Source organism: Nocardioides asiaticus, from assembly GCF_040049175.1.
GTDB classification, from domain to species: Bacteria; Actinomycetota; Actinomycetes; order Propionibacteriales; family Nocardioidaceae; genus Nocardioides; species Nocardioides cheoyonin.
Window position 1 is genome coordinate 68,783 of record NZ_JBDZDM010000006.1, and the last position, 26,405, is coordinate 95,187.

The window sequence follows — 26,405 nt, forward strand, 5'->3', positions numbered from 1 at the left end:
CCGACGTCGACGCCATCGTGGCGGCTCTCCTCCATCACGTACGGACGAGCGATCCGTCGAAGGATCACCCAGCCGATGACGTGGCGACCCCAGAGGCTCCGGACGGGTTCGAGTCCCCTCACCCTCATTGACGTAGCGCAAACCTGGAGACGGCCCACACCGACGTAGGCGGTCGCAATAGATCACTCCCGCCCCCAGGCCCCAGAAACACGCTGAGGCGGACCGAGTGGCCCGCCTCAACGTTGGTTCCAACGGAGAACCTTTGGTGGAGCTGAGGGGACTCGAACCCCTGGCCTTCTCATTGCGAACGAGACGCGCTACCAACTGCGCCACAGCCCCAAGCGAGGTGAAACGTTAGCACCCCGGCGGAGACGACCTGAAATCAGGACCCGGCCGCTCGGCGGCCGTTGTCCTCGGCCCTCTTGGCCTCGCGCTCGGACTCCTCGGCCTCGCGGGCGAGGGCGGAGTCGGAGGCGTTGCGACCCGAGCTCCACACGCCGGTCGAGTCGAGGTCGATGGTGCGGACCGTACGACGGGGAGCCGGCGGCTTGGCGACGTACGTCGGCAGCGGGGCCTCGACCGGATCCCACTCGCCCTCGGCGCGCTGCGGCGCCTCCTCGGGCTCTGCGGCGGTCTCCGGCTCGGCCTCCGCGACGGCGGCGAAGCTGCCGGTCGGGTTGCCGTCGGCGTCGAGGACGGCGACGATCTCGCCGGTGTCGGGATCGAGCTCGACCGCGGCCGCGGGCGGCTGCGACGCCGCCCGCGGGACCCGCCTGGTGACGACTGCGTGCTCCTTGCGGACCATCACCCGGCACAGCACCAGCCAGGCGACGACGAGCGCGATCGGTGCGCCGAGCCAGATCCGGTCGACGTAGTCCAGGATCACCAGCGCCGCGACCGCGGCGACCGCGAGCAGCAGAACGCTGAGGACCGTGCGGCGGCGCCTGGTGGCACGGCGGGCTGCGGCCCGCCGGGCGCGCAGCTGGGCCGGGGTGAGGCGGACCGGGACGACGTCGTACACCTGCTTCTCGGCGGGTGCCGGCCTCTCGGTGGGTGCCGACTTCTTGTCCGGGGCCGGGCGCCGTTCGGTGACCAGGTCGGTCCTGCCCTTGTCGACCGGCTCGCGCCGGGCGAGGACCCGCATGGACCGGGAGAAGCTGGAGACCGCACGGCTGCGCAGGCTCTCCTCGTGGTGCTCGAGCGCCTTCGGGACGAGGTAGACAGCCCACGCCACGAACAGGGCGACGAAGATCAGCGAGCTCGGGTCCACACCGTGAAGGTTAGGAGCGCTAGCGCACGGCCCCCGGGATGTCCATAGGTGTGTCGCAAGACAACTTCTGTGGCAGGTGTGATTTCACCCGAGCAGCCGCTTGACCATCCCCTCGGGGCACTCCTCGACCGTCACGGCGTAGATCCGGTGGTCGCGCCAGGCGCCGTCGATGTGGAGGAATCGGGGCGCGTAGCCGATCTCGTTGATGCCCAGCTTCTCGACGACGCGCAGCGAGTTGGAGTTCTCCGGGCGGATGCAGATCTCGATCCGGTGCAGCCGCGCGGCGGTGAAGCAGTGGTCGATGACGAGCGCGACCGCGAGCGGCGTGATGCCGCGGCCGGCGTACCGCTGGTCGATCCAGTAGCCGACGGAGGCGAACTGCGCCGAGCCCCTGACGATGTTGTTGACCGTCACCTGGCCCGCGAACGCGCCGTCGACCTCGATCGCGAACGGGAAGGTGATGCCGGCGCGGGCCTGACGGCGGAGACGGCGTACGAGCACCGGGAAGCTGCTCGGCCGGGCGGTGACGCCGGGCGGCACGGTGGCGTCCCACGGGTGCAGCCAGGCGGCGGAGCGCCGCCGGGCCTCGGCCCAGGCGTGGGCGTCGGTACGCCGGAGGGGCCGTACGGTCACCTCGCCGTGGCGCAGGACCGCCGGCCAGCCCACCGTCATCAGTGATCGCTCCCGACCGCCTGCTCGACGGCGTGGGGAAGCACGGGGCGGAGCACCTCGACGGCGTCCTTCACGCCGCCGCGCGACCCGGGCAGGTTGACGACCACGCAGGCTCCCGCGAGCCCCGCGAGCCCGCGGGACAGCGCGGCGGTCGGCACCCCCTTGGCGACGCCGGCGGCGCGGATCGCCTCGGCGATCCCGGGGATCTCGCGGTCGAGGAGCGGGCGGGTCACCTCGGGGGTCAGGTCGGTCGGTGTCAGGCCCGTACCGCCGGTCGTGAGCACCACCCGCGCCCCCGACTCGACGGCCTCGGCGACGGCGGCACCGACCGGCTCCCCGTCGGGTACGACGACGGGCGCCTCCGCCGCGAAGCCGAGCTCCTCCAGGAAGGCCACGAGCAGCGGCCCGGTGGCGTCCTCGTAGACCCCCGCCGAGGCGCGGTTGGACGCCACGACGACGACGCCCTTGAGCTGTGCGTCGGCGGTAGGCTCGCTCATCGGCGCCAGTCCCCGGACTTCCCGCCGGTCTTCGACTCGACGCGTACGTCGGTGATGACCGCTGCCTTGTCGACCGCCTTGACCATGTCGACCACGGTCAGTGCGGCGACCGAGACGGCGGTGAGCGCCTCCATCTCGACGCCGGTGCGGTCGGTGGTCCTCACCGTCGCGGCGATCTCGACCGCGTCGTCGGCGACCGCGAGGTCCACGGTGACCCCCGAGATGGCGAGCGGGTGGCAGAGGGGGACCAGGTCAGGCGTCCGCTTTGCACCCATGATCCCTGCCACCCGGGCGACCGCGAGCGCGTCCCCCTTGGGCACGCCCTCGCCCCGCAGCAGCGCGACGACCTCCGCGGAGACGAGGACCCGGCCGGTGGCCGTGGCGGTGCGGGCGGTGACGTCCTTGCCCGAGACGTCGACCATCCGCGCCGCGCCGGAGTCGTCGACGTGGGTGAGCCGCCGGCCGGCGGCGTCCGGCGTACTCATCAGAACTCCTGGTCCAGCACGAGCACCTCGACGGGCTCCCCCGCCTCGATCTCGGTGGTGTCCTCGGGGATGACGAGGAGGCAGTTGGCGGTGGCGAGGTCGCCGATGAGGTGGGATCCGGGACCGCCGACGGGCGAGACGGTGGCGTGGGTGCCGTCGTAGTCGCCGCGCATGAACTGGCGCCGGCCCTTCGGCGAGGTCATCGCGTGGGTGATCTTCGCGGTCACGCTCGGCCGCAGCTCGGGCTTCTTCCCCATCAGTCGGCGAAGCGCGGGAAGCACGAAGTTCTCGAACGAGACGAACGAGGAGACCGGGTTGCCGGGGAGGCAGAAGATCGGGACCTGCTCCTCGCCGACCTTGCCGAAGCCCTGCGGCTTGCCCGGCTGCATCGACACCCCGCCGAACCACACCCCCTGCGGCGCGAGCGCCTCCTTGACGACGTCGTAGTCGCCCATCGACACCCCGCCGGAGGTGATGACGAGGTCGGCGCGGACGAGCTGGTCGTGGAGGGCGGTGAGGAAATCGCGCGGGGAGTCGGGGACGATCCCGACCCGGTAGGCGATCGCGCCTGCCTGGCGCGCGGCAGCGGCGAGCAGGAAGGAGTTGCCGTCGTAGATCGAGTCGTGGCCGAGCGGCTGGCCGGGCTCGCGCAGCTCGGAGCCGGTCGACAGGATGACGACCCGCGGCCGCGGGCGCGCGGCGACGTGGGAGCGGCCGACCGAGGCCAGCAGGCCGAGGTGGCGCGGGACCAGGACGGTCCCCTCCGAGACGACCACGTCGCCCACGGAGACGTCCTCGCCGGCGTACCTCACGTGCTGGCCGACGCTCGGCGACTGGTCGATGACGACCCGCGCGACACCGCGGTCGGTCCACTCGTACGGCACGACCGCGTCGGCGCCCGACGGCAGCGGCGCGCCGGTCATGATCTTGGCCGCCGCCCCCGGCGGGAGGGCGAGCAGGCTGGCCTGCCCCGCCCCGATCTCACCGACGACCGGCAGGTCGACGGGCGAGTCCGGAACGGCGCCGGCGACGTCCTCGGCGCGTACGGCGTACCCGTCCATCGCCGAGTTGTCGAAACCGGGCAGCGACACGCCGGCCCTGACGTCCTCGGCGCAGGCCAGACCCAGGCACTCCATGATCGGCTGCGGCGAGGCCGCCATCGGCTCGATCTCGGAGAGGATGCGCTCGCGGAACGACTCGGGGCTGATGGTCACTGCGCAGACATTACGACGCCCGCTACGACGACGCAGGCGGGGCGTCCTCGGTGAGCACCGTGTCGGACGCGAGCCGCTCGGCGCCGTCGGCGGTGAGCGACACGCTGCCGATCACCTGGACGCCGTGACCGAAGGTCCAGTCGCCCTCGACCCGCAGCGCCGCGGCCTTCCGCAGTGACGGCGCGCCCTCCGGGAACCGCTTGTCGAACTCGCCCACGAACTTGTAGTAGTCGCTGTCGAGGTCGATGTAGGGGATGTCGGTGGCGACCTGGTCGAGCACGTAGTCCGGGCCGATCTCGTAGACGTCCGAGCGCAGGACCAGCAGGTCGTTGGTCGTCTTGACCGGCACGAACCGGTCGCGGCCGACCTCGATGAGCGCGGAGTCGTCGAAGACCTCGATCGCGGCACCCATGGCGGTCTCGATCTGGATGACCTTCGGGGTCGTCTTGTCGCTCGGGTCAACGGTCTTCTCGTTGCGGATCATCGGCAGCCCGAGGATGCCCTCGCGGGCGTCCAGAGCCTGCTTCATCGCCCTGAGATCGAACCAGATGTTGTTGGTCGAGGAGTACTTGTGGCGGCTGAGGTCCTGCAGGGCCTTCTGGTCCTCGGGCGGCGTCTGGGCGGTCTCGCGGAGGATGATCCGGCCGTCGGTCTTGCGGACGGCGAAGTGGCCGCCCTTGCGGTCCGAGGGCGTACGGCGCACGGCCTCGATCGCGAAGGGCGCACCGCTCTTGGCGAACCACGCGGCGATCCGCTCGTCGGGGGTCGCACCGAGGTTGTCGGAGTTGGAGACGAAGATCCGCTCGTAGCCCTGCTCGATGAGCAGGTCGAGGATCCCGCGGTCGAGCAGCGCGGTGTAGATGTCACCGTGGCCGGGCGGACACCACTCCAGGTCGGGGTCCTTCGGCCACGAGACCGGCGACAGGTCGGAGGCCAGCAGTCGCGGTTCCATGTTCTGCCGGAACTCCAGCGGCAGCCCCTCCACCGGCAGGTCGGTGTAGCGCGCGAGCGCGTCGAGGGTGTCGCCCGAGGTGCGGAAGGAGTTCATGAAGAGGATCGGCAGCCGGACGTCGTACTTCTTGCGCAGGTGGAGGATCTGTCGCGCGATGACGTCGAGGAAGCTGAGGCCGCCGCGGACGCAGAGCAGCGACTTCGCGCGGTCCATCCCCATCGAGGTGCCGAGCCCGCCGTTGAGCTTGATGACGGCCGTCGTGCTGATGGCCGCGTGCGCCTCCTCGTCGGTGACCTCCACGTCGCTCAGCGACGGGATCTCGACGGGGTCGATCGTGGACTCCGGGATCATCCCGGTCTCCCCACGTTCGAGTTGGCGGTAGTAGTGGGCGAAGGTCTGTACGGCGACCTCGTCCACTCCCGCCTCGCGCATCTTCGCGACGGCCTTTGCCAAGCCTGGGCTACCCATAACCTTGATCGTAGGCTGATCCTGTGTCTGGTCCACAAACCCCTCCCGAGTCGGGTTCGTCAGCGCCCCTCGGATCGGGCACTCTTCTCAAGACTGCCCTGCGCGACCAGCTCCTCACCACCCGTCACCGGTTGGGTCTACCTCACATCGGGGATCGGGCCCGTGCACTGGCCGAGGTGGTCGCCGGATGCGAGGAGGTACGCCGGGCGGCGACCGTCGCGGCGTACGTCTCGATCGGGACCGAGCCCGGCACCGGCCCGCTGCTCGACCTGCTGGCCGACGCCGGCAAGCGGGTGATCCTCCCGTGCCTGCTGCCCGACAACGACCTCGACTGGGCGGCCTACGACGGTCGCCTCGTCCGTGCGGCGCGCGGGCTGCTCGAGCCGGCCGGCGAGCGGCTCGGCGTCGAGGCGATCGCCACCGCGGACGTCGTCCTCGTGCCCGGGCTCGCCGTCGACTCGGTCGGGCACCGGCTCGGCCGCGGCGGCGGGTCGTACGACCGGGCGCTCGCGCGCGTGCCCGTCGGCACGTTCACGTGCGTGCTGCTGTACGACGACGAGGTGGGCGTGCCGGTGCCGGTCGAGGCACACGACCGGAGGGTCGTGGCCGCAGCGACGCCCTCGGGAATCGTCCGGCTCGGCTGAGCGTTCGGTAGAATTGGCAGTCGCACCCGACGAGTGCCAAGTCTCTTGCAAGAGTTCGCCGAGGAGAACAGTGCCCACCTACCAGTACGCCTGCACCGAGTGCGGCCACGCCTTCGAACAGTTCCAGAGCTTCACCGAGGACTCGCTCACCGTCTGCCCCGAGTGCAACGGCCGGCTCCGCAAGGTCTTCAGCGCCGCCGGCGTCGTGTTCAAGGGCTCCGGCTTCTACCGCACCGACAGCCGCTCCTCGTCCAACGGCTCGAGCGGCTCGAACGGCTCGGGATCCGCCGGCTCGTCGAGCTCGTCGGACTCCTCCTCGTCCTCGTCGTCCTCCACGACCACCGCGTCGGCCGGCTCCTCCACCGACTGACCACGGCCGACCCGCGGCCTGTGGATGACCGGACGCACCGTCCGGCGATCCGGCCTACCGTCGGGGCGTGCTCTCCCGTCTCGGCTCCCTCCGCAAGCGCGTACGCCGCCGGCTGCTCGCCCACCGGCGCCTGCTCGCCTTCCTGCTGACCGCCGCGGCCGTGGCCGCAGGCCTCCACGCCGCCCGTCCGGCGCCGCCGCAGACCGTCGCCCTGACGGTCGCGGCCCGCGACCTCCCGGCCGGCACCGTCATCGCCCCGGCCGACCTCACGACCGTGCGGGTCCCGCCCGGCGGCGTACCCCACGGTGTTGTCGCACGGCCCGTCGGCTCCACCCTCGCGGCGCCGCTGCGCGAGGGCGAGCCGGTCACCGACCTGCGGCTCGTGGGGCCCGGCCTCGCGGTCGGCCATCCCGACCTCGTCGCTCTCCCGGTGCGCTTCCCGGACGCCGGGATGGCCGGCCTCCTCCACGTCGGAGACCGCGTCGACCTCTACGCCACCGACCCCGCGACGGCGCGTACGACGCCGGTGACCGACGACGCGCTGGTCCTCGCCCTCCCGGCCGACGACTCGGCCACGTCGGCAAACGTCACCGGAAACGGCGTCACGAACGCACTCGGGGGCCGTTTAGTCGTTGTCGGAGTCACCGAGAGCAGTGTCGAGACGGTCACGGCCGCGGGGGTCGGGGGGTTCCTCACCTTCGCGTACTGACATTAGTGTCGGGGCACTCTCGGGGGTCTCCCTTCACCTCACCACGAGTCAGGAGATAGCACACACATGACCGGCTTCAAGAACTTCCTGCTGCGCGGCAACCTCATCGAACTGGCCGTCGCGTTCATCATGGGCGGCGCGTTCGGCACCGTCGTCACGGCCACAGTCGCATTGATCATGGACCTCGTCGGCAAGGTCGGAGGTACGCCGGACTTCTCTAACTACACGCCCAAGGGCATCCACGTCGGCGCCTGGGTCACGGCCGTCATCGCGTTCGTCATCCTGGCCGCTGTCGTGTACTTCGTGATCGTGAAGCCGTACACCGTGGCGAAGGAGAAGTGGTTCCCCAGCCCGGAGCCCGGCACCCCCGAGGACGTCAAGCTGCTGCAGGAGATCCGCGACCTGCTCGCCTCGCAGAGCGGCACCAGCACGACCCTCTGAGCCGATCACCCGTCAGGTGCCGTCTCATCCTCCGTGGTGGGGCGGCACCTGCGATTTCAGCCAGGCGTCCGACGAGGACTCGCGATCCTCCGCGGCGGAGCCGGGGTCGCGCTCGTCGTCGGTCGTCTCGGGGAGCACGTCGCCGAAGATGCGCGCCAGCCGCCGGCGGCGCTTCCACTCCGGCTCACGTGCCTGCTCGTCGCTCACGTGCACAGGCCTGCCTGCTCGAGCTCGGCCTTCTTCGCGGCGTCCTGGCCGGAGCCGCCGGTGCTGCCGCTGCTGCCGGTGCCGGAGGATCCGCTGGACTCGCCGTCGGACTTCTTGTGGCCCTTCTTCTTGCTCGCACCGGGCGTGCTGCCGGCGTCGATCGCGCTGGCCGTCAGCCGCTTGGTGAGCGGCTTGTCCTTGCGCAGGCGCTTCCACACCCGGTTGGCCTCGGGCGTCCAGATCACCCGGGCCGGGTCGTCCGGGTCGTACTCCACCGGGATCGTCATGAACTGGATCTTGTTGAGCCCGATGTCCTTGAAGCCGTAGGCGAGCTCGCCCATCTTCTTCAGGTTGTCCATGCCCTTGTCGACCGTGAGGCCCTTGGTGGCCGCGTCGAGGAACTTCACGACCTTCACCGGGTTGGCGAGGGTGTTGGAGGAGAGCACCTGGGCGGCCATCGACCCGATGAACGCCTGCTGCCGCTTCGCCCGGCCGAGGTCGGAGCCGTCGCCGATGCCGTGCCGGATCCGGACGTAGTTGAGCGCCTGGTTGCCGGAGATGCGCCGGGTGCCGGCCTTGAGATAGATGCCGTGGGCGCGGTCGTCCCAGGTCTCCGGGATGCAGACCTCGACGCCGCCGATGGCGTCGACCATCGACTTGAAGCTCTCGAAGTCGACCACCACGAAGTGGTCGACCCGGATGCCGGTCAGGTGCTCCACCTGGGAGACGGTGCAGGCCGGCCCGCCGACCGAGAAGGCGGTGTTCCACATCTGGTTCTCGGCCGCGGGGATGGTGTCGCCGTCGTCGTTCTTGCACTCGGGCCGGTCGACCATCGAGTCACGCGGGATGCTGATGCCGTAGGCGTGCTTCCGGTCCGCGGAGAGATGGATCAGGATCGTCGTGTCGGAGCGCTGGCCGTCACCGGTGAGGTTGTCGATGTTGCAGCCGTTGCAGTCGCGGCTGTCCGAGCCCATCACCAGGATGTTGAGCGGCTCGTGCGGACCGCTCACCGCGACCTTGTCCGGCCGGTCGCCGACGATGTCGTCGTCGATGTCGAGGACGGTGAGGTTCCCGTTCAGGTGGCGGTAGAGGTAGACCATGCCCAGCCCGGTGATCAGCACCAGGACGAGGAGGCTGGCCCCCAGCACCTTGAGCACGGTGTGCTTCCGCGGGGGCGCCGCGCGCCGCTTGCCGCCCTGGGGACGCGTCTCCTGCGGGGTCACCGAACCGGACTGCTCGTCGCTGTGCAGCGTGGGCAGCTCGGGGAGGCGCACTGGATCACCGTCACTCGGGTGCGGGGGATGTGGTCGTCGACGCTGACAGACCATACGTGTAACGCTCAAGTGTGGCGGCGACCGTGCAGTAACCCCAAACCGGGAGCTCACCGCTCGCATGAAAAGATGGCCCACGCGCCCCGGTAGCTCAGTGGATAGAGCAGCCGCCTCCTAAGCGAAAGGTCGCGAGTTCGACTCTCGCCCGGGGCACTCGTTTGAATAGCGCACCCTTGGGGTGGCCAGCGCGGCCGTAGTCGAACGTCGTGGCTTCGAGCCCGCGCGCTCAGTGGCTTATCAGCGGATCTCGGTAGAGGACGACCTTGGTGCTGTGGGCACCGTAGGCCGACGGTGCGTCGTCGAAGTCGGCGAGCGTGGTGGTGACCTTCTCGGCGGCAAAGTCGTGCTCCTGCACCCAGGCGAGGAGGTCGGGCAGATGGGCTCGTGGATGGGAGACGCTGGCATGCAGCGTGATGTCGGTGGCGTACATGTGCATCACCGGCACACCAGTGCGGGCGCCGACGTAGTAGCCGACGGGGCACACCTCCCCGCCGGGCGCCGTCGAGCGGAGCGCATAACGTAGGGCCGCCCCACTGGACGCGGCTTCGATCACGAGGTCGTAGGCGTCGGCCTCGGCGGGCGGCTCGGGGAAGCCTGCGGCGAGGATGCCGACCGCGCCGGGAAGCCGTCCGCCTGCCCGTTCTACGGGGTTCGCCCCCAAGGACTCGGCGATGGCGAGCCGGCTCGTGCTGGCGTCCTGATAATCCACAACACTGGCGCCATGCGCTGCGGCGAGACCGGCCGCGTAGAGCCCGATGCTGGGCGCGCCACCACCGACCACCAGCACCTGCGCGCCGGGCCGGCGCTGGAGGAACGGGACCACGACCTGCCATGCGTTGGCGAGGTTGTCCGCTGCCGCGGCGACCCGCAGCGGATCGAGACCGTCGGGCAGCTTGACGAGCGTGTGCGAGGCGTACGGCACCCGGACGAGGTCCGCGATGGTGCCGCCGAACGGGCCCGAAGCCGCACCGAAGCCATAGGCCGCGAGCATGAGCTCGCCATCGTTGCCGTCGGTGCCGGTGGCGAACTCGCGGCGCGTCGTGACGCACTTCGAGGTCAGGCCACGCAGGCAGCTGGGACAGCTGCCGCAGGAGATGGACCAGGAGACGACCACCCGGTCACCGACGGTCAGGCCAGTGACCTGCGAGCCCAACGCGACAACCTCGGCGATGGTCTCGTGGCCGATCGGGAACGGCCCCTGGTACGGGATCGGACCGCAGATGCGACGGATCGCCGATTCCAACGCCCCCGACTTCAGGCCCGCTTGGAAGGCACGCGAGACCGGCTGATGCATCGGGAGGGTGTCACCGTCACAGCGGCTCGCCACGAAGGGGCGGACGATGGCGTCGGTCGGCGCCACCAGTTCGGGCTCAGGCTTCTCGAGCCAAGCCAGCTTTCCAGGAGCAAGGAAGTTCAGTTCACGCACCAGCGGTGTCCCGTCAATCAACTATGATAAGACGCATAACATAGCCTGACGGACGAGGGAGCGACAGACCGATGGCGACTGGAACACGGGACCGGATGATCGCCAGCACGGCCGTGCTGCTGCGCTCCCAGGGCATCGCCGGAACGTCGTTCCCGAAAGTGCTGGAACACGCGCGGGCGCCGCGCGGCTCGATCGGGCACCACTTCCCCGGCGGCAAGACTGAACTGCTGCGCGAGGCCATCGACCTCGCCGGAGCAGAGATCACCCGGCATCTGGTCACCGGTGCTGAAGCGGGAGCGGACGCCGCAACCATCGTCGACGGAATCTGCGACTACTTCGCCACCTGGCTGACCCGAACCGACTACACCGCCGGCTGCCCCGTCGCCGCAGCCGCCCAAGAGGCCTACGCCGACCCCGACCTGGGCGTGAGCGCACGGCAGGCGATCGAGGACTGGACCCTCGCCGTCACCGCGACCATGCCCGGCAGGAATGACGCCCGCGCTCTGGCGCAAGTCTGCATCGCCGCGGTCGAGGGCGCTGTCATGATGGCCCGCGTCACCCGGTCGACCGAACCCCTCGACTCTGTACGAGCACAGTTGCGACTCCTACTCACCAACCGCTGAATCCAAGCTTGAAGCCCGGCGCACCACATGGCGCCACACAGTCGCTCGATGCACCGCGTAAGTCCGGGCAACAGCAGGCGGTAGATCCTCCATCCGAGCACCGCGCCTCAGCGTCTTGACGGCTTGCTCGGCCGCCTCCACCACGTTTGAATACCGTCGCCCCAGGCGCATTCACTGCCCCGCTCGGGTGATCGTGACGCGCGCGCGTGCGGGGATGCGGGAGTCGTCCCAGCCGCGCGTGTCGAGCGAGACCGGAGCCGCGGCGACGGTGGCGACCGTCGTGGTCAGGAGTACGACGGCGAGCGGCTCGCCCGGGCAGCGGTGCCCGGACTCGGGGTGGCCGCCGCCCTGGGGGATGAGGTCGTACGGGCCGGGCAGGCCGTCGGCGTACCTCTCGCCGACGACCTCCTCCGGCCGCGAGTGCCGGGCGGGGTCGTGGTCGACACCGAGTACGTCGAGGACGATCCGCTGGCCGGCACGCACCGGGCAGCCGCCCCAGTCGCCGTCACGGCGGGCGACGGCCGCGAGCGCGGGCACGAAGGGGAACCGGCGGCGTACCTCCTGCGCGAAGGCTTCCGCACGCTCCGGGTCCTTGGCGATCGACATCCGCTCGTCGGGGTCGGCGGCGAGCGCGTGCACCGCGAAGGCGCCGAGGTAGGCGACGGCGACGGTCGGCCGCAGGACGTTGAGCAGCTCGACCGCGGCGACGGGGACCGGCAGGAGCCGGCCGTCGCCGCCCGTCCAGTGGGCGACCCGGCCGAGCGGCGTGGCCCGCGAGCCCTCGGCGCGGGCGCGGCGGATCTCGCCGCGCGCCCACCGGTCGCAGCGCAGCCGCGCCCGCCAGCCGTGGACGTAGGAGTGGCCGCCGAAGCCGTGGACGATCGCGGCGAGGTCCCGGCTCAGGGCGTCGCCGTCGCCGGCCGAGACGCCGGCCCAGTCGAGGACCGCCCTGCCGTACACCCGTGCCAGCAGGTCGAACGCGTCCCCGTGCCCCGCGTCGAGCTCGGCCTCGAGCAGCCGGCGGGCGGTCGCGGCCACGTCGTGGGCGGCTCGCTCGTCGAGCAGGTCGAGGAACTGCCGCTTGCGGTGCAGGTGCTCCTCGCCGTCGAGGCCGTGGATCGCCCCGCGGCCGAACAGCAGCCGGGCCAGCGGCGGAGGTACGGCGCCCTTCCGGCGTACCCACTCCTCGTCGTAGAACCGCTCGACCAGCTCCCGCCGGCGTACGACGACCGCCGGCCGCCCCAGCAGCCGGACCGGGAGCTCGTCGGACCCGCCTCCGTCGCGCCTCAGACGCGCGACGGAGGCATAGCCGTGGCGCCACCAGCCGACCGTCAGCTCGGACGTCGGGCGGGCGGTCGACCGGCGCCTCACTCGCGCGGCCCGTGCAGGTCGCCCTCGCCGTGCGGGTGCGGCCGCTCGGGGTCGTTCTCGATCTCGCGGCCGCGACGGCGGTCCATGAAGGCGGCCCAGATCTGGGCGCCACCGGTGAGGATCGCGAGCAGAATGAAGGCCCCGAAGATCCAGAACCACCAGGTGCTCAGCCACACGCTGGTCATGACGCCACCTCCTCGGTCATCCCGGCCCTGACCGCCGGCAGGACCTCCTTGCCGAACGTCGTGATCATGTCGCGGTAGTGCGGCCCGATCGCGGCGACGTAGACCTCCTCGAAGCCGGCGTCGACGTACGGCTTGAACGACTCCACGTGCCGACTCACGTCGGGACCGCAGACGAGGCTCTCGCGCGTCATGTCCGGCGTGACGAGCTGGGCCGCCTGCTCGAAGTGCTGCGGCGTGGAGAGCACCTGGGCCAGCTCACCGGGGAGCCCGGAGGTGCCCCAGAGCCGGTGGGCGTGCTCGACGCCCTCCTCCTCGGTCGGGGCGTACGCCGCCTTGAACCCGGCGCACGCGGGCTTGCCGCCCGAGGTGTCGCGGAAGAGCCGGAGCAGCTCCTCGTCGGGCGAAGTGGTGACGTAGCCGTCGCCGATCTCGCCGGCGAGCTCGGTCGCCTCGGGCCCGAAGCCGGAGACCCACACCTCGGGCGGGGCGTCGGGGAGGGTGTAGATCCGGGCGTTGTCGGCAGTGTAGAACCGGCCGTCGAAGTCGACGACCTCGCCGGTCCACAGCCTCCGCATCAGCTCGACCGACTCGCGCAGCATCTCCCGGCGTACGGCGGCCCGCGGCCACGCGTCACCGTGGATGTGCTCGTTCAGCGCCTCTCCGGTGCCGACACCGAGCCGGAAGCGGCCCTCGTGCATGACCGCCGCCGTCGCCGCCGCCTGTGCGGTGACGACCGGGCTGATCCGCATCGTCGGGCAGGTCACCGCGGTCATCACGGGAAGTCGGCAGATCTGCGACAGCGCACCGATGACCTCCCAGACGAAGGCGCTCTGGCCCTGCTCGTCGTTCCAGGGGTGGAAGTGGTCGCTGATCCACAGCGCCTCGAAGCCGGCCTGCTCGGCCAGCACCGCCTGCTCGAGGAGCTGCTGGGGGGAGAACTCCTCGGTGGAGAGGAAGTACCCGATCCTCGGGCTCTGAGTGCTCATGCGGTCCGGTAGCCGCCGCGTCAGCCACCCATGCGTCCGCGGTTGGCGATGATGACGGCCACGGGCGGCAGGACGGCGGCGACGACCGACATCCCCACCGCAGCCGGGACGGACCACAGCCGGACGACGTTCCAGGCCAGGACGATGAGCACGATGCAGGTGCCCATGATCCAGAAGTACGCCGCCTTCTGCTTGTCCTTCATGCCTGACCGGTACCCCGGCGCACCCTCACGACACGACCTCGAACCTCATCCCGGCCGCGACGAGCCGGGCGGTGAGCGCCTCGCCCATCGCCTGGGCGGTGGTCAGGCAGCCGGCCGCCTCCGGGTTGTCGTCCAGCGCGAGGCACAGCGCCGACTCGGCGAGCATCTTCGCGGTCTCGGAGTAGCCCGGGTCGCCGCCCGACACGCGGGTGTGGATGGCGCGGCCGTCGTCGGGGGCCTCGCCCACGAAGTCGACGGTGAACCACGAGCCGGCCCGCCGCTGCTCGCTCGGCCCGTCGCCCTGCTTCAGCTTGCCGCCGAGCCAGTCCCGCAGCGGAGGCACCTGGGCCGCGAGGGCCAGCCCGCCGGCCCCGACGAGTCCGCCGACGGCGTACCGCAGCGTCTTGGTGCCGGCGTAGTGGGAGTACCTGAACCGCGGCCCGTACGCCGGCAGCGCCGCTCCGCTGCGCGCGACGATCAGCGGGTCGATCGTCGGCAGCGGCACGAGCCAGTAGCCGAGCACCGGGTCCCTGCGGAGCCGTCCGGCGGCCGGCCGCGACGACCTGCCCTCCGGTCGTTGCTCGATCCGTTTGCGCGCCGCGGCAGCGGCGCGCAGCTGCCGCGCCCGCGACATCTGCCCGAGCGCGGAGTGGAGGGTGCCGCCGGAGATGCCGCCCTTGGCGCGTACGACGCCGCGCAACGTCACCGGGCCGGTGGCCCCGAGCCGGTCGACCGTGAAGAGCGCGCCGAGGTCGTGGGGCACCGAGTCGAACCCGCACGCGTGCACGATCCTGGCCCCGGTGCGGCGGGCGACGGCGTCGTACGCCACGAACATCGTGTCGACGAACTCCGCCTCGCCGGTGAGGTCGACGTAGTCGGTCCCGGCCTCCGCGCACGCCTTGACGACCGGCTCGCCGTAGGCGAGGTAGGGGCCGACCGTGGTGATGAGAACGCGGGTCCGCCCGGCCAGGGCGGCGAGGGAGTCGGCGTCGCCGACGTCCGCGACGACCAGCTCCGCGTCGGCGGCGGCCGGGTGCTCGGCCGCGATCCGCTCGCGCACCGCCTCGAGCCTGGCCTTGTCGCGGCCGGCCAGGCCCCAGCGGAGCCCCGCGGGCGCGTGCTCGGCCAGATAGACCGCGGTCAGGGAGCCGGTGAAGCCGGTGGCCCCGAGCAGGACGATGTCGAGCTCTCGGTCGAGGTTGCGCTCACTCATGCTGCGAACTGTGGCACAGACGGACTGAAGCAGTTTTCGCCATTCCACCCACGGCGGCCGTGGGCGCGTCGGATGATCGTCGCCATGGGCAAAGACCCCATCCGGGTGTTCCTGCTGGACGACCACGACGTCGTACGGCTGGGTGTCCGCACCCTCCTCGAGCTGGACGGCGACATCGAGGTCGTGGGCGAGGCGCGCACCGCCGCCGAGGCGCTGGAGAGGATCCCGCGGCTGCGGCCCCACGTCTGCGTGCTCGACGCACGGCTGCCCGACGGCTCGGGTGTGGAGGTCTGCCGCGAGGTGCGCTCGCTCGACCAGTCGATCCGCTGCCTGATCCTGACCAGCTACGACGAGGACGAGGCGATGGCCTCGGCGATCCTCGCCGGCGCGTCCGGCTACGTGCTGAAGCAGATCGAGGGCAACAGCCTGGTCTCCGGCGTACGCCTCGTGGCCAGCGGCCACACGCTCATCGACCCCGACGTGGCGACCCGGGTGGTGCGGGAGGTGCAGCTGCACCGGCGTACGACGGGCGCCGTCAGCGACCTCACCCCGCAGCAGGCGAAGATCCTCTTCCTGATCGCCGAGGGGCTCACCAACAGGCAGATCGCCGAGCGGCTCTTCCTCGCGGAGAAGACGGTCAAGAACCACGTGACCGGCCTGCTCGCGAAGCTCGGCGTCACCCACCGCACGCAGGCGGCACTGCTCGCCCACAGGCTGCGCTCCGGCGGCCCGGACGCGCCGGCGGCCCCGTAGGCTGTCGGTGGCCGGCGACCGGATGGCGGGACCACGATTTCGCAGGGGCGGGGTCGATGGAGTCTCATTTCTCCACCGGGGCACCCGGCCACCGGTTGCGAGGAGTGTGTGATGCAGTCGCGTGCCCTGCTGTCGGCCCACCGTGGCGCCGCCGCACAGCTCGGCCTGCGCGACAACTCCTGGGAGTCCTTGGAGGCGGCGGTCGCGCTGCCGGTGGACTACGTCGAGTTCGACGTGCACCGCACCCGCGACGGCGAGTTCGTGCTGCACCATCTCCCCTCCGTCCGCGACGCGGAGGGCAGGCGCCGGGCGATCACCGAGCTGACCTACCTCGAGATCGCCGAGCTGACCGGCCAGGAGCTGGTGCGCTTCGAGGACGCGCTCGCGCTCCTGCGCGCCAACGGCAAGCTCGCCCACATCGACTTCAAGTTCTCCTCGCCCTGGCCGCTCAACCTGCCGCCGTGGACGTCCTACGAGGAGGAGGCGGCGGAGATCGCCCTCCGCGTGATGGAGGACCCGACGTCGTTCATCCTGACCAGCCTCGTCGACGAGTCGGTCCGGCTGCTGCGGGACTGGGCCGACGTACGCTCCCCCGGCACGCTCGTCGGGCTCTCCCTCGGCCTCGGCGAGTGGCGGCTCGGACTCATCCGGCAGGTCAAGCTGCGTGCCTCGGAGGTCTTCCCCGCGCGGCGGCTCGAGCGCTGCCGCGCCAACCTGGTCGTCGTCCAGCACCGGCTGGCCGACGTCCGCGTCCTGCGCTGGGCCGCCCGCAAGAAGATCCCGGTCCTGGTGTGGACCGTCGACGAGCCGCGCAAGCTGAAGCGGTTCATGCAGGACCAGCGGGTGTGGATGGTCACCAGCAACCACCCCGCCCGCGCGAGCGTCGCCGAGGAGACGATCGACGTCGAGGCGGTCGCCTGACGCTCGTCCGTACGTCGGCTCAGACGACCGGCACGATCCACGACAGCCGGCTGCCGGCGGGGACGACCGGCTGCAGGCGGAGCGCGCCGCCGAGCCGTCTCGCCCGCGCCTCGAGCTCGTCCAGCCCCGCGCGGCCGGTGCGGGCGCCGTCGTCGGTGATGGTCAGCATCGCCCACCGGGGTGACGCGTCCACCTCGACCTCGACCCGGCGGGAGCCCTGCTGCCGGGACAGCCCCTGCAGCGCCTCGCCGAGCGCGGAGAGCAGCTCCTCGCGCAGCTCGTCGGGCAGCAGCGCGACGGTGCCGGTGAGCCGGAGCCGAGGGGCGAAGCCGAGCGCGCCGGTCCCCTGCTCGACGATCTCCCGGGCGGTCTGGTCGAGCTCGCGCAGCACCCCGGCCAGGCGGTCGCGCTCCTCGGCGACCCGCTCGTCGGCGTACCTCTCGCGGTCGTGGAGGTGTCCGATCGCGGTGCCGGCCGCCCGCAGCAGCAGGCTCACCCGCTGGGTGTCGTAGCCGACGAACGGCTCCACCCGGCCGCCGAGGTGGAGCGTGCCGAAGAGCCGGCCCTCGACGACGAGCGGCAGCGCGAGGGTGTGGCCGCGGTCGAGCTCGCCGGGGTCGCCGTGGGTGACCATCTCGTCGAGGTCGCCGTCCTTGCCGCTGACCCCGAGCATCGCGTGCTCAGCGCCGGTCACCGCGCACGACAGCTCGACGGTGCGGTGCAGGATGCCACCCACGTCGAGCTCCTCACCGATCGCGTGCACGGCGAGAGCGAGGAGCGTCGAGTCGCCGCTGCCGCGCCGCGGCCTGATGGCGGTGTGCTCGAGGTCGTCGTCGCCCTCGGCACCGCCGACCCGCAGCGGCTCGGGCGCCTGGGCAGGGGCGTCCTCGGAACGGTGTCGTCCTCGGGCCACTCCTTGCACGCCCGGGATTGTAGGTGCTCGCCGCCCCGCGGGTCTCGGCCGATCCCGACCCGAAGCCTGGCCGTCACACGGGAGCGGCACCGAGGGAACCACCGGGCCGGTCGGTTCCGTCATATCGTTCGCAAGCCGGACCTGGAGACTGGTGGACAGCGTGGACGCAGAGACGGAGGCGGCGTACAGCACGTACGTCGCCGAGCGCTGGCGCGACCTCGTGCGCGCGGCGGTGTTCCTCGGCGCCGCGCCGCACGAGGCGGAGGATCTCGCCCAGCAGACGTTGGTGCGGTGCTACGCGCAGTGGGCCCGGGTCAGCGGGGCGGACAACCGCGACGCCTACGTCTACCGGATGCTGCTCAACTGCCTGCGTGACGCACGGCGGAGCCGCTGGTGGCGCGGACGGGTCGACCGGGAGCCCACCGGTCCCGACCAGTCGGTCGGCGACAGCGCCGAAGCGATCGCGATCGCCGACGCCGTCCACCGGGCGCTCGCCCAGCTCTCGAAGCCCAACCGGGAGGTCGTCGTGCTCCGGTACTTCGTGCAGCTCACCGAGGCGCAGACGGCCGACGTCCTCGGCATCGCGCCCGGCACCGTCAAGAGCCGTCTGTCGCGCTCGCTCGCCCGGCTCGCCGCCAACAGCCACCTCCTCGACCTCGCCGGACGGACACCATGACCGACCTCGAACGACTCTGGGACGACCTGCCCACCTCCGCTCCCCCGGTCGAGGCGGTCCTGCGCGAGGGACGTCGGCCGGAGGCCCCTGGACCGGCTCTGCGTCGGCGGCGCCTCACCCGCCCGCTGATGGTGGCCGGCGCAGCCGCGGCGATCGGCGGCGCCTTCGTCGCCGGCACGCTCGTCGCAGACACCGGCGCCCCCACGTCGCCCGGCACCAGCGGACGCAGCGCGGCCGGGCCGGCCCTGGCCGCCTTCCAGGCCGATCTCCCGGCGGCGAACTCGTGCCGGCAGCTGCGCGCGGCGTACGTCGACCGCGCGCTCGGCGAGGTGACCGCGTGGGGCTGGCGCGGCGGCTCCCAGCCTCTCGGGACGAGCTACGTCCCACTGGGTGGCATGCTCGACGTGCAATCCTCCCGAGCGGCGACCGCCTCGCCCCTCGAGACCACCCGGCAGACGGCCAGCTCCACCGGGACCAACGTCCAGGAGCAGGGCGTCGACGAGCCGGACGCCGTGAAGACGGACGGGACGACGCTGGTCCGGCTCCGCGGCGACGAGCTGCTCGTCTACGACCTGAGCGGCACAAGGGTGAAGCGGCTGGGCTCGGTCGCCCTCCCCGGGCTCGAGGACGGCGAGCTGCTGCTGACCGGCGACACCGTCGTCGCGCTCGGGACCGACGCCACGGCGCCGCGGTACCCGGCCGCGGACGGTCCACGCCGCGGCACGCGGGTCCTCACCGTCTCGCTCTCCGACCCGGCGGAGCCGACGATCACCGACGACGTCAGCTACCGGTCGCGTCTGCTCTCGGCCCGGCAGCACGGCAGCACCGTGCGGTTGGTGATGTCCTCCGGACTGCCCGACCTCGGCTTCGTCACGCCGGGCAGGGGACGCACCCGGAAGCAGGCCCTCGCGACCAACCGCCGTCTCGTGCAGGACGCCCCGGTGACCGCCTGGCTGCCGACGTACGACACCGGGGCCGGCGCCGGCCAGTTGCTCGACTGCACCAACGTCGCGATCCCGCCCGACGCCCTGGGCCTCGACACGGTGAGCGTCGTGGGGTTCGACGCGGCGACGCCGACCCGGCCCGAGGCGATCGGGCTCGCCGGGGCCACCGACGTGGCGTACGAGTCCGGCGACGACCTCTACCTCGCGGCGACCCCCCCGGCGTGGCAGCAGTGGGCCGGGATGTCGGTCTGCCCGACGTGCCTGCCCGCGACCGTCCCCCCGAGCGGCGGCACGACCTACCTGTTCGACTTCGCGCTCGACGGCCCCCACGCGACCCATGTGGCGTCCGGCGAGGTCGAGGGCACCATCGCCGACCGCTGGTCGATGGACTCGGCCGACGGGATCCTGCGCGTCGCCGTCGGCCGCTCGAGCGAGACCGGCAACTTCAACTCGATCGTCACCTTCCGCCGACAGGGCACCCACCTCGTGCCCCTCGGCCGGATCGGCCACCTCGGCGTCGGCGAGGACATCAAGTCGGTCCGCTGGTTCGACGACCTCGCCATCCTGACGACGTACCGGCAGATCGACCCGCTGTACGTCGTCGACCTGCGCGACCTGCGCCGACCCCGGCTCGTGGACAGGCTGAAGGTCTCCGGCTTCTCGGCCTACCTCCACCCGCTCGGCGGGTGGCGGATGATCGGCGTCGGGGAGGGCAGCGACCGGCGCCTCCGCTCGTCAGCGCAGATCGGACTCTTCGACGTACGCGACCTCACACACGTACGCCGGATGGACGTCGCCCGCTTCGCCCCGGGCTCCAGCGCCGTCGCCGGCCAGGACCCGCGCGCCTTCACGTGGCTCCCCGGCCACCGCACCGTCCTCACGGTCGTGCGGCACGGCCGCAACGGCTACCTCGTCACGCTGTGGCTCCACCACGGGAGGCTGCACGTCTCCCGGACCCTGGTCGAGTACGGCGACGACGTGGCCTCGGTCCGCACGATCGGCCTCCGCGACGGCCGCGTCGTCCTCGTCACCGGCGAGGCGGTCCGCTTCTTCGACCTGCCGCCGCACCGGTGAAGAGCCGCCGCCGACGCACCCACGTGACCTTCGTCATCGTCGTACCGTAGAAGCATGTGCCGGAACATCCGCCCCCTCCACAACTTCGAGCCGCCCGCGTCGAGCGACGAGGTGACCGCGGCCGCGCTCCAGTTCGTCAGGAAGGTGAGCGGTACGACCCGTCCGTCGCAGTCCAACCAGGCGGTCTTCGACCGCGCCGTCGCCGAGATCGCCCACGCGACGCAGCACCTGCTCGACGACCTCGTCACGACCGCCCCGAAGAAGGACCGCGAGGTCGAGGCGGCGAAGGCACGGGCCCGCGCGGAGGCGCGGTACGCCCGATGAGCCTGCTCGACCCGGCGGCTCCGACGACCCGGGCACCGCAGGCGTACGACGCCGCCCTGGGCCTGCTCTCACGACGGCCGCTCGTGGTGCTCACCGGTGCGGGGCTGTCGACCGACTCCGGCATCCCCGACTATCGCGGTCCGGGGAGCCCGAACCGGCAACCGATGACCTACCAGGAGTTCGTCTCGGGCCCGGCAGCCCGGCAGCGCTACTGGGCGCGCAGCCACGTCGGGTGGGGCCGGATGAAGGTCGCCGAGCCCAACGCCGGCCACCGTGCGCTCGCCGCCCTCGACCCCGACCTGCTCATCACGCAGAACGTCGACGGCCTCCACGAGGCCGCCGGCTCGCGGCGCGTGGTCGCCCTGCACGGCCGGATCGACGAGGTGGTCTGCCTGCAGTGCCGGACCGTCAGCCGGCGCGACGACCTCCACCACCGGCTCGAGGAGCTCAACCCGGGCTGGGCGGCGGCGCACGCCGACGTCGAGGTGCGCCCGGACGGCGACGTCGACCTCGAGGAGACGGCCGGGTTCGTCGTCCCCGACTGCGAGATCTGCGGCGGCATCCTCAAGCCGCACGTCGTCTTCTTCGGCGAGAACGTCCCGAAGGAGCGGGTCGCGGTCTGCATGGACGCCGTCGACCGGCTCGCCGAGACCCGGGGCGCGCTGCTCGTCGCCGGCAGCAGTCTGGCGGTGATGAGCGGGCTGAGGTTCGTACGCCGTGCGGCCAAGTCCGCGACGCCGGTGGTCATCGTCAACCGCGGCACGACCCGGGGCGACGACCTCGCGGCGTACAAGGTCTGGGCCGGGACGAGCGAGTTCCTCGCCGACCTCGCGGCCGAGCGCCGCTGAGGCCCGTAGATCAGAGGCGCCGCACGAAGATGTGGTCGGCCGCCTCGGGGATGATCTCGGCGGTCTCGCCCGTCGACCCCAGCAGGACGCCCTCGGGCGTCGCCTGGACGGCGACGGTCTTGTCGGGCAGCGCGCCGACCCGGCGCAGGGCGCTCATCAGCGTCTCGTCCTTCTGCATCTCCTCCGAGATCCGGCGGACGAGGACAGTGGCCTTCTCGCCGGTGGCCGCCTTCGACAGTGGCTCGACCCCGGTCATGAACTCCTCCTTGACCGGGTCGCCGCCGAGCTCACCGAGGCCCGGGATCGGGTTGCCGTACGGCGACCGCGTCGGGTGGTCGAGCAGCTCGAGGAGCCGCTTCTCGACCGTCTCCGACATGACGTGCTCCCAGCGGCACGCCTCCTCGTGGACGAGCTCCCAGTCGAGGCCGATGACGTCGGTGAGGAGCCGCTCGGCGAGGCGGTGCTTGCGCATGACGCGGGTGGCCAGGCGCAGCCCCTCGTCGGTGAGCTGGAGGTGGCGGTCGCCCTCGACGGTGAGCAGGCCGTCGCGCTCCATCCGCGCGACGGTCTGCGACACGGTGGGGCCGCTCTGGTGAAGACGCTCCGCGATCCGCGCACGCAGCGGGACGATGCCCTCCTCGACCAGCTCGTAGATGGTCCGGAGGTACATCTCTGTGGTGTCGATCAGATCGCTCACGGGACCATTCTAGGATGAAGCAGTGACCTTCCCCGCCGACAGCGGCCGCACGCCTGCCGACACTGTGTTCGACCCCACCTCGTCCCCGGGCGCGGACCAGGGCACGGGCCAGGAATGGTGGCGGCATGCGGTCACCTACCAGGTCTATGTCCGCAGCTTCGCCGACGGCGACGGCAACGGCGTCGGCGACCTTCCCGGCATCACCGAGCGGCTGCCGTACCTCCGCGACCTCGGCGTCGACGCCCTGTGGCTGACGCCCTTCTACACCTCGCCCCAGAAGGACCACGGGTACGACGTCGTCGACTACACCGACGTCGACCCGCTGTTCGGGACGCTGGCCGACGCCGACGCGCTCTTCACCCGCGCGCACGAGCTCGGGCTGAAGGTCATCGTCGACCTCGTGCCCAACCACACCTCGAGCGACCACCCGTGGTTCCGGGCGGCTCTCGAGGCCGCCCCCGGCAGCCCGGAGCGGGAGCGCTACCTCTTCCGCGACGGGCGCGGGCCGGACGGAAGTGAGCCGCCGAACAACTGGCTCTCGGTCTTCGGCGGACCCGCCTGGACGCGGGTGGACGAGCCGACAACCTCGCCCCGGAAGGCAGGCGGCAGCGTGGCGGCGGAGCCGACACGCTCGCCCCAGAAGGCCCAGTGGTACCTGCACCTGTTCGACACCTCCCAGCCGGACCTGAACTGGCGCAACCCGGAGGTCGCGGCGATGTTCGAGCAGGTCCTGAGGTTCTGGCTCGACCGCGGTGTGGACGGCTTCCGGGTCGACGTCGCCCACGGGCTGATCAAGGAGGCGACGCTCCGCGACCAGGAGATCCCCGAGGTGCTCTCCCCGGCGGAGGTGCAGGAGTCCCGCGCCATGGTGGAGCGGACCGCCCGGGACGAGCCCATGTGGGACCAGCCCGAGATCCACGAGATCTACCGCTCGTGGCACTGCGTCCTCGCCGAGTACCCCGGCGACCGGATGCTCGTCGCCGAGGCCTGGACGCAGAGCCCGGAGTCGCTGGCGCGCTACGTCCGACCGGACGAGATGCAGCAGGCGTTCAACTTCGCCTGGCTGCTCGCGGACTGGTCGGCGAAGGAGTTCGAGGAGGTCGTACGCGGGACCCTCGCCGCGCTCGCCCCAGTCGGCGCCTCGGCCACCTGGGTGCTCTCCAACCACGACGTCGAGCGGCACCCGACCCGGTACGGCGGCGGCCGCGTCGGCCTCGCCCGCGCCCGCGCTGCCACGCTGGCGATGCTGGCGCTGCCCGGCTCGGCCTACCTCTACCAGGGCGAGGAGCTCGGCCTGGAGCAGGTCGACGTGCCCGAGGCGGCCCGGCAGGACCCCGCCTGGGTGCGCGCGGTGGCCGCCGGTACGACGATGCCGGACTCACGCGGGGACGTCGGCCGCGACGGCTGCCGGGTCCCGCTGCCGTGGTCGGGCACCACACCGCCCTACGGCTTCGGTCCCGGCGAGGCCGCGCCGTGGCTGCCGCAGCCGAACGACTGGGCGGAGCTGACGGTCGAGGCCCAGACCGGGAGGGCCGGCTCGACGCTCGAGTTCTACCGTGCGGCGCTCGCCGCCCGGCGTACGCATGCGCTCACGGCCGGCGACGAGGTCGAGCTGGTCGACGCCGGTGAGGACCTGCTGGTGATGAGGCGCGGCCCGCTGACGGTGGTGCTCAACGCCGGCTCCGACGCCAGCGAGCTCCCCGCCGGCTGCCCCGGGATGGGCCGGAGCGTCATCGCCAGCGGGGAGCTCGACGGGGATCTGCTGCCTCCCGACACCTGCGTGTGGCTCGTGTCGTAGGGCTCAGGACTGGGTCGTGTCCAGGGCCTTGTTGTAGCGCCCGAGGTCCTCGGCGAGCTGGTGGATCTCGGCGACCGTCCAGCCCTTCAGCCGGTCGGTGAACCACTGCTGCCGCTGCTCCTCGATCTTGGCGAGCCGGCGCCGCGCGTCGGCGCTGGCCGAGACCAGCGTCGCCCGCCCGTCCGCCGGGTCCGGCTCGCGGTCGAGGAGGCCGAGGTCGGTCAGGTGCTGCACGGTCCGGCTGATCGCGCCCTTGTCGACGTTGAACTCGCAGACCAGCGCGCTCGGCCGGATCGGGCCGTTGTCGGCGATCCAGCTGAGCATGAGGTACGAGCTGGGCTGGAGCTCGGGGTGGACCGCCGTGGCCCGCTCGCCGATCACCCGCTTGATCCGCCGCAGCAGGATGCCGACCTCGCGCTCCAGACCGTGGAGCGCGTCAGCCCTCGTCACCGAGCGGGTCATCGCCGGCCCGCTCCCCCGACCTCGAGCTCGGCGGCGACCTCGGGGTCGATCTGCTCCTCGGAGAGGTCCTTGATCGAGGTGCGCAGGACCTTCTCCTTGATCAGCAGGATCGCGAGCAGGGCGAGGACCGCGCAGGGCGTCGCGACCAGGAACAGGTCGCCGGTCGCCACGCCGAAGGCGTGCTCCACGACGCGCGCGATCGGCCCCGGCAGCGTGCTGACGTCCGAGAGGCTGCCGCTCTGGAGCTGCTCGGCGGCCGATGCGGGCACCTTGCCGCTCGTGATCAGCGCGGTGACGCCGTCGGTCGTCACGCTGGCGACGCGGTGGCTGAGCACCGCGCCGAGGGCGGCGATGCCGATGGAGCCACCCATCGAGCGGATGAAGGCGACCACGGAGGAGCCGGCGCCCATGTCCTCGTTGGCGAGGTTGTTCTGCACCGCGAGGATGAGGTTCTGGTTGGTCGCGCCGACACCGATCCCGACGACCGCCATGAAGACGCCGACCAGGAGGAGCGATGTGGTCTCGTCGATCCGGCTGAGCAGGGCGAGGCCGATGATCAGCATGACCGCGCCGAAGATCAGGAACCGCTTCCAGCGGCCGGTGGCGCTGATCAGGCGGCCGGTGATCATGGCCGAGGCTGCCAGCCCGACGACCATGCAGACGGTCATCAGACCCGCGTGGGTGGGGCTCATGCCGCGGGCGGTCTGGAAGTACTGCTGCAGGTAGACCGTCGCGCCGAACATGCCCATACCCACGAAGAACGAGGCGATGGAGGAGAAGACCATGGTGGGGTCGCGGTAGAGGCGCAGCGGGATGATCGGCTGCTTGGCGAACCTACCCTCCCACACCAGCGCGAGGGCCAGCACCACGAGGCCGCCGAGGACCATCGCGTACGAGCCCACCGAGTTCCACGCGAGCTGGTTGCCGCCGAGGGTGACCCAGACCAGCAGGATCGAGACACCGCCGACGAGGAGAACGGACCCGACGTAGTCGATGCTCACCTCGCGCTTGACCGTCACCACGTGCAGCGTCTTCTGCAGCACGATGAACGCGACGACCGCGAACGGGACGCCGATGTAGAACACGCCGCGCCAGCTGAGCGGGGAGTCGACGATCAGGCCGCCGATAAGAGGACCGAGGACGGTGGCGAGCGCGAAGGTCGCGCCGATGTAGCCGGAGTAGCGCCCGCGCTCACGCGGGGGGACCATGACGGCGATGATGGTCTGCATCAGCGCGACGATCCCGCCCATGCCGAGACCGGCGACGGCACGGCCGGCGATCAGCACGCCCATCGAGTTGGCCAGCCCGGCCACGGCGGAGCCGGCGATGAAGAGCACGAGGGCGACCTGGATGAGCAGCTTCTTGCTGAACAGGTCGGCGAGCTTGCCCCAGATCGGCGTGGTGGCGGTCATCGCCAGCAGCGCGGCGACCACGACCCAGGTGTAGCCGCCCTGGGTGCCGTGGAGGCGCTCGACGATGCGCGGCAGCGCGTTGGAGACCGACGTACTCGAGACCATGGCGACGAAGAGCGCCAGGAGGAGACCGGACAGCACCTCGAGGATCTGGCGGTGCGTCATCGTCGGCGTCTCGGCGCCGGGGGTCTGGACCTGCGTCAAGGAGGGCTCCATTTCTCACGATTGGTTGCTGACGGCAACTATATCGAGAATGGTTGACGTCAGCAACTTCTCGCGACCACGGCCGGCATCGGCGTACGCGCCGGAAATGCAG

The 26,405-nt window shown here is 71.6% G+C and carries 30 protein-coding genes and 2 tRNA genes; 13 read left to right on the plus strand and 19 right to left on the minus strand.

The features are described 5' to 3' along the window. Positions 1-263: 263 nt before the first annotated feature. The 7 genes from ABLE53_RS20410 to ABLE53_RS20440 form a co-directional block, all read right to left on the minus strand. Positions 264-339, minus strand: a tRNA-Ala gene (locus ABLE53_RS20410). Positions 340-382: 43 nt separating this feature from the next. Beyond that, a complete protein-coding gene (gene sepX, locus ABLE53_RS20415; RefSeq protein WP_348860988.1) occupies positions 383-1,270 on the minus strand; it encodes a divisome protein SepX/GlpR in 888 nt (295 codons plus the stop codon). Between the two features lie 84 nt (positions 1,271-1,354). Further along, positions 1,355-1,942, minus strand: a complete 588-nt coding sequence (locus ABLE53_RS20420) for a GNAT family N-acetyltransferase (RefSeq protein WP_348860989.1) — start codon at positions 1,940-1,942, stop codon at positions 1,355-1,357. After that, complete coding sequence (locus ABLE53_RS20425) at positions 1,942-2,439, minus strand: MogA/MoaB family molybdenum cofactor biosynthesis protein (protein WP_348860990.1); 498 nt, start codon at positions 2,437-2,439, stop codon at positions 1,942-1,944. The genes ABLE53_RS20420 and ABLE53_RS20425 overlap by 1 nt, the downstream gene beginning before the upstream one ends. Next, positions 2,436-2,924, minus strand: a complete 489-nt coding sequence (gene moaC / locus ABLE53_RS20430; RefSeq protein WP_348860991.1) for a cyclic pyranopterin monophosphate synthase MoaC — start codon at positions 2,922-2,924, stop codon at positions 2,436-2,438. Before moaC ends, ABLE53_RS20425 begins: the two co-directional genes overlap by 4 nt. After that, positions 2,924-4,138 carry a molybdotransferase-like divisome protein Glp gene (gene glp / locus ABLE53_RS20435; RefSeq protein WP_348860992.1) on the minus strand — a complete coding sequence of 405 codons (1,215 nt, stop codon included), beginning with the start codon at positions 4,136-4,138 and terminating at the stop codon, positions 2,924-2,926. Before glp ends, moaC begins: the two co-directional genes overlap by 1 nt. Before the next feature lie 22 nt (positions 4,139-4,160). Next, a complete protein-coding gene (locus ABLE53_RS20440) occupies positions 4,161-5,558 on the minus strand; it encodes a UTP--glucose-1-phosphate uridylyltransferase (RefSeq protein ID WP_348860993.1) in 1,398 nt (465 codons plus the stop codon). Between the two features lie 98 nt (positions 5,559-5,656). On the opposite strand from ABLE53_RS20440, the gene ABLE53_RS20445 reads away from it, so the two are divergent. From ABLE53_RS20445 to ABLE53_RS20460, 4 genes are all read left to right on the plus strand, one after another. Then, positions 5,657-6,202 (plus strand): 5-formyltetrahydrofolate cyclo-ligase, encoded by a 546-nt coding sequence (locus tag ABLE53_RS20445; protein ID WP_425474901.1) that lies wholly within the window; start codon positions 5,657-5,659, stop codon positions 6,200-6,202. A gap of 70 nt (positions 6,203-6,272) precedes the next feature. Further along, complete coding sequence (locus ABLE53_RS20450) at positions 6,273-6,572, plus strand: FmdB family zinc ribbon protein (protein WP_348860995.1); 300 nt, start codon at positions 6,273-6,275, stop codon at positions 6,570-6,572. A 67-nt stretch (positions 6,573-6,639) separates the two neighbouring features. After that, entirely contained in the window at positions 6,640-7,281 is a 642-nt protein-coding gene (locus ABLE53_RS20455) for an RcpC/CpaB family pilus assembly protein (protein ID WP_348860996.1), read from the plus strand. A gap of 66 nt (positions 7,282-7,347) precedes the next feature. Continuing rightward, on the plus strand, positions 7,348-7,722 hold the full coding sequence (locus ABLE53_RS20460; protein ID WP_348860997.1) for an MscL family protein: 375 nt from the start codon (positions 7,348-7,350) through the stop codon (positions 7,720-7,722). A 24-nt stretch (positions 7,723-7,746) separates the two neighbouring features. Here ABLE53_RS20460 and ABLE53_RS20465 read toward each other — a convergent pair whose 3' ends face one another. Together ABLE53_RS20465 and ABLE53_RS20470 are read right to left on the minus strand one after the other, a co-directional pair. Continuing rightward, on the minus strand, positions 7,747-7,929 hold the full coding sequence (locus tag ABLE53_RS20465) for a hypothetical protein (protein ID WP_348860998.1): 183 nt from the start codon (positions 7,927-7,929) through the stop codon (positions 7,747-7,749). Beyond that, entirely contained in the window at positions 7,926-9,203 is a 1,278-nt protein-coding gene (locus ABLE53_RS20470; protein WP_348860999.1) for an LCP family protein, read from the minus strand. Before ABLE53_RS20470 ends, ABLE53_RS20465 begins: the two co-directional genes overlap by 4 nt. 137 nt (positions 9,204-9,340) lie before the next feature. Here ABLE53_RS20470 and ABLE53_RS20475 point away from each other — a divergent pair. After that, positions 9,341-9,413 (plus strand) — tRNA-Arg (locus ABLE53_RS20475). A gap of 73 nt (positions 9,414-9,486) precedes the next feature. Here ABLE53_RS20475 and ABLE53_RS20480 read toward each other — a convergent pair. Beyond that, complete coding sequence (locus tag ABLE53_RS20480) at positions 9,487-10,686, minus strand: alcohol dehydrogenase catalytic domain-containing protein (RefSeq protein ID WP_348861000.1); 1,200 nt, start codon at positions 10,684-10,686, stop codon at positions 9,487-9,489. 95 nt (positions 10,687-10,781) lie between these two features. On the opposite strand from ABLE53_RS20480, the gene ABLE53_RS20485 reads away from it, so the two are divergent. Further along, a complete protein-coding gene (locus ABLE53_RS20485; RefSeq protein WP_348861001.1) occupies positions 10,782-11,309 on the plus strand; it encodes a TetR/AcrR family transcriptional regulator in 528 nt (175 codons plus the stop codon). 171 nt (positions 11,310-11,480) lie between these two features. Here the strand turns inward: ABLE53_RS20485 and ABLE53_RS20490 are convergent, their stop codons facing one another. From ABLE53_RS20490 to ABLE53_RS20510, 5 genes are read right to left on the minus strand one after another with little or no spacing between them, the layout of a single operon-like run. Next, entirely contained in the window at positions 11,481-12,680 is a 1,200-nt protein-coding gene (locus ABLE53_RS20490; RefSeq protein WP_348861002.1) for a cytochrome P450 family protein, read from the minus strand. Then, positions 12,677-12,865, minus strand: a complete 189-nt coding sequence (locus tag ABLE53_RS20495; RefSeq protein ID WP_348861003.1) for a hypothetical protein — start codon at positions 12,863-12,865, stop codon at positions 12,677-12,679. Before ABLE53_RS20495 ends, ABLE53_RS20490 begins: the two co-directional genes overlap by 4 nt. Beyond that, positions 12,862-13,851, minus strand: coding sequence for a TIGR03557 family F420-dependent LLM class oxidoreductase (locus tag ABLE53_RS20500; protein WP_348861004.1), 990 nt, complete (start codon positions 13,849-13,851; stop codon positions 12,862-12,864). The genes ABLE53_RS20495 and ABLE53_RS20500 overlap by 4 nt, the downstream gene beginning before the upstream one ends. 20 nt (positions 13,852-13,871) lie before the next feature. After that, complete coding sequence (locus tag ABLE53_RS20505; protein WP_348861005.1) at positions 13,872-14,054, minus strand: DUF3099 domain-containing protein; 183 nt, start codon at positions 14,052-14,054, stop codon at positions 13,872-13,874. Positions 14,055-14,079: 25 nt separating this feature from the next. Beyond that, positions 14,080-15,267: a saccharopine dehydrogenase family protein gene (locus ABLE53_RS20510; protein ID WP_348861006.1), complete on the minus strand. Its 1,188-nt coding sequence runs from the start codon at positions 15,265-15,267 to the stop codon at positions 14,080-14,082. Positions 15,268-15,351: 84 nt separating this feature from the next. Here ABLE53_RS20510 and ABLE53_RS20515 point away from each other — a divergent pair, with 84 nt between their 5' ends. Beyond that, positions 15,352-16,020 (plus strand): response regulator, encoded by a 669-nt coding sequence (locus ABLE53_RS20515; RefSeq protein WP_348861007.1) that lies wholly within the window; start codon positions 15,352-15,354, stop codon positions 16,018-16,020. A gap of 111 nt (positions 16,021-16,131) precedes the next feature. Then, entirely contained in the window at positions 16,132-16,941 is an 810-nt protein-coding gene (locus tag ABLE53_RS20520; RefSeq protein WP_348861008.1) for a glycerophosphodiester phosphodiesterase, read from the plus strand. Positions 16,942-16,960: 19 nt separating this feature from the next. On the opposite strand, the gene ABLE53_RS20525 is transcribed toward ABLE53_RS20520, so the two are convergent. Further along, positions 16,961-17,863 (minus strand): sensor histidine kinase, encoded by a 903-nt coding sequence (locus tag ABLE53_RS20525; protein ID WP_348861009.1) that lies wholly within the window; start codon positions 17,861-17,863, stop codon positions 16,961-16,963. A 151-nt stretch (positions 17,864-18,014) separates the two neighbouring features. Between ABLE53_RS20525 and ABLE53_RS20530 the strand changes: the two genes are divergently transcribed. From ABLE53_RS20530 to ABLE53_RS20545, 4 genes are read left to right on the plus strand one after another with little or no spacing between them, the layout of a single operon-like run. Then, positions 18,015-18,530 (plus strand): SigE family RNA polymerase sigma factor, encoded by a 516-nt coding sequence (locus ABLE53_RS20530; protein WP_348861010.1) that lies wholly within the window; start codon positions 18,015-18,017, stop codon positions 18,528-18,530. Next, a complete protein-coding gene (locus ABLE53_RS20535) occupies positions 18,527-20,548 on the plus strand; it encodes a beta-propeller domain-containing protein (RefSeq protein WP_348861011.1) in 2,022 nt (673 codons plus the stop codon). Before ABLE53_RS20530 ends, ABLE53_RS20535 begins: the two co-directional genes overlap by 4 nt. Before the next feature lie 54 nt (positions 20,549-20,602). Next, on the plus strand, positions 20,603-20,872 hold the full coding sequence (locus ABLE53_RS20540) for a DUF2277 domain-containing protein (protein WP_348861012.1): 270 nt from the start codon (positions 20,603-20,605) through the stop codon (positions 20,870-20,872). Further along, positions 20,869-21,720 (plus strand): NAD-dependent protein deacetylase, encoded by an 852-nt coding sequence (locus tag ABLE53_RS20545; RefSeq protein WP_348861013.1) that lies wholly within the window; start codon positions 20,869-20,871, stop codon positions 21,718-21,720. Before ABLE53_RS20540 ends, ABLE53_RS20545 begins: the two co-directional genes overlap by 4 nt. A gap of 10 nt (positions 21,721-21,730) precedes the next feature. On the opposite strand, the gene ABLE53_RS20550 is transcribed toward ABLE53_RS20545, so the two are convergent. Beyond that, the gene (locus ABLE53_RS20550; protein WP_348861014.1) at positions 21,731-22,417 is read right to left on the minus strand and encodes an iron-dependent transcriptional repressor DtxR; all 687 of its coding nucleotides are present in this window, start codon (positions 22,415-22,417) and stop codon (positions 21,731-21,733) included. Positions 22,418-22,439: 22 nt separating this feature from the next. Here ABLE53_RS20550 and ABLE53_RS20555 point away from each other — a divergent pair, with 22 nt between their 5' ends. Continuing rightward, complete coding sequence (locus tag ABLE53_RS20555) at positions 22,440-24,215, plus strand: glycoside hydrolase family 13 protein (protein ID WP_348861015.1); 1,776 nt, start codon at positions 22,440-22,442, stop codon at positions 24,213-24,215. A 3-nt stretch (positions 24,216-24,218) separates the two neighbouring features. Here ABLE53_RS20555 and ABLE53_RS20560 read toward each other — a convergent pair whose 3' ends face one another. Then, positions 24,219-24,677 (minus strand): MarR family winged helix-turn-helix transcriptional regulator, encoded by a 459-nt coding sequence (locus ABLE53_RS20560; RefSeq protein WP_348861016.1) that lies wholly within the window; start codon positions 24,675-24,677, stop codon positions 24,219-24,221. Beyond that, the gene (locus tag ABLE53_RS20565) at positions 24,674-26,293 is read right to left on the minus strand and encodes an MDR family MFS transporter (RefSeq protein ID WP_348861017.1); all 1,620 of its coding nucleotides are present in this window, start codon (positions 26,291-26,293) and stop codon (positions 24,674-24,676) included. The genes ABLE53_RS20560 and ABLE53_RS20565 overlap by 4 nt, the downstream gene beginning before the upstream one ends. Between the last annotated feature and the right edge of the window lie 112 nt (positions 26,294-26,405).

Excerpts from the sequence above, each read along its gene's own strand:
- ABLE53_RS20520 (WP_348861008.1), top strand. The coding sequence starts at position 16,132 with ATGCAGTCGCGTGCCCTGCTGTCGGCCCACCGTGGCGCCGCCGCACAG.
- ABLE53_RS20505 (WP_348861005.1), bottom strand. The coding sequence starts at position 14,054 with ATGAAGGACAAGCAGAAGGCGGCGTACTTCTGGATCATGGGCACCTGC.
- ABLE53_RS20545 (WP_348861013.1), top strand. The coding sequence starts at position 20,869 with ATGAGCCTGCTCGACCCGGCGGCTCCGACGACCCGGGCACCGCAGGCG.
- ABLE53_RS20425 (WP_348860990.1), bottom strand. The coding sequence starts at position 2,439 with ATGAGCGAGCCTACCGCCGACGCACAGCTCAAGGGCGTCGTCGTCGTG.
- ABLE53_RS20495 (WP_348861003.1), bottom strand. The coding sequence starts at position 12,865 with ATGACCAGCGTGTGGCTGAGCACCTGGTGGTTCTGGATCTTCGGGGCC.
- ABLE53_RS20540 (WP_348861012.1), top strand. The coding sequence starts at position 20,603 with ATGTGCCGGAACATCCGCCCCCTCCACAACTTCGAGCCGCCCGCGTCG.
- ABLE53_RS20500 (WP_348861004.1), bottom strand. The coding sequence starts at position 13,851 with ATGAGCACTCAGAGCCCGAGGATCGGGTACTTCCTCTCCACCGAGGAG.
- ABLE53_RS20515 (WP_348861007.1), top strand. The coding sequence starts at position 15,352 with ATGGGCAAAGACCCCATCCGGGTGTTCCTGCTGGACGACCACGACGTC.
- ABLE53_RS20485 (WP_348861001.1), top strand. The coding sequence starts at position 10,782 with ATGATCGCCAGCACGGCCGTGCTGCTGCGCTCCCAGGGCATCGCCGGA.
- ABLE53_RS20440 (WP_348860993.1), bottom strand. The coding sequence starts at position 5,558 with ATGGGTAGCCCAGGCTTGGCAAAGGCCGTCGCGAAGATGCGCGAGGCG.
- ABLE53_RS20535 (WP_348861011.1), top strand. The coding sequence starts at position 18,527 with ATGACCGACCTCGAACGACTCTGGGACGACCTGCCCACCTCCGCTCCC.
- ABLE53_RS20420 (WP_348860989.1), bottom strand. The coding sequence starts at position 1,942 with ATGACGGTGGGCTGGCCGGCGGTCCTGCGCCACGGCGAGGTGACCGTA.
- ABLE53_RS20460 (WP_348860997.1), top strand. The coding sequence starts at position 7,348 with ATGACCGGCTTCAAGAACTTCCTGCTGCGCGGCAACCTCATCGAACTG.
- moaC (WP_348860991.1), bottom strand. The coding sequence starts at position 2,924 with ATGAGTACGCCGGACGCCGCCGGCCGGCGGCTCACCCACGTCGACGAC.
- ABLE53_RS20560 (WP_348861016.1), bottom strand. The coding sequence starts at position 24,677 with ATGACCCGCTCGGTGACGAGGGCTGACGCGCTCCACGGTCTGGAGCGC.
- ABLE53_RS20510 (WP_348861006.1), bottom strand. The coding sequence starts at position 15,267 with ATGAGTGAGCGCAACCTCGACCGAGAGCTCGACATCGTCCTGCTCGGG.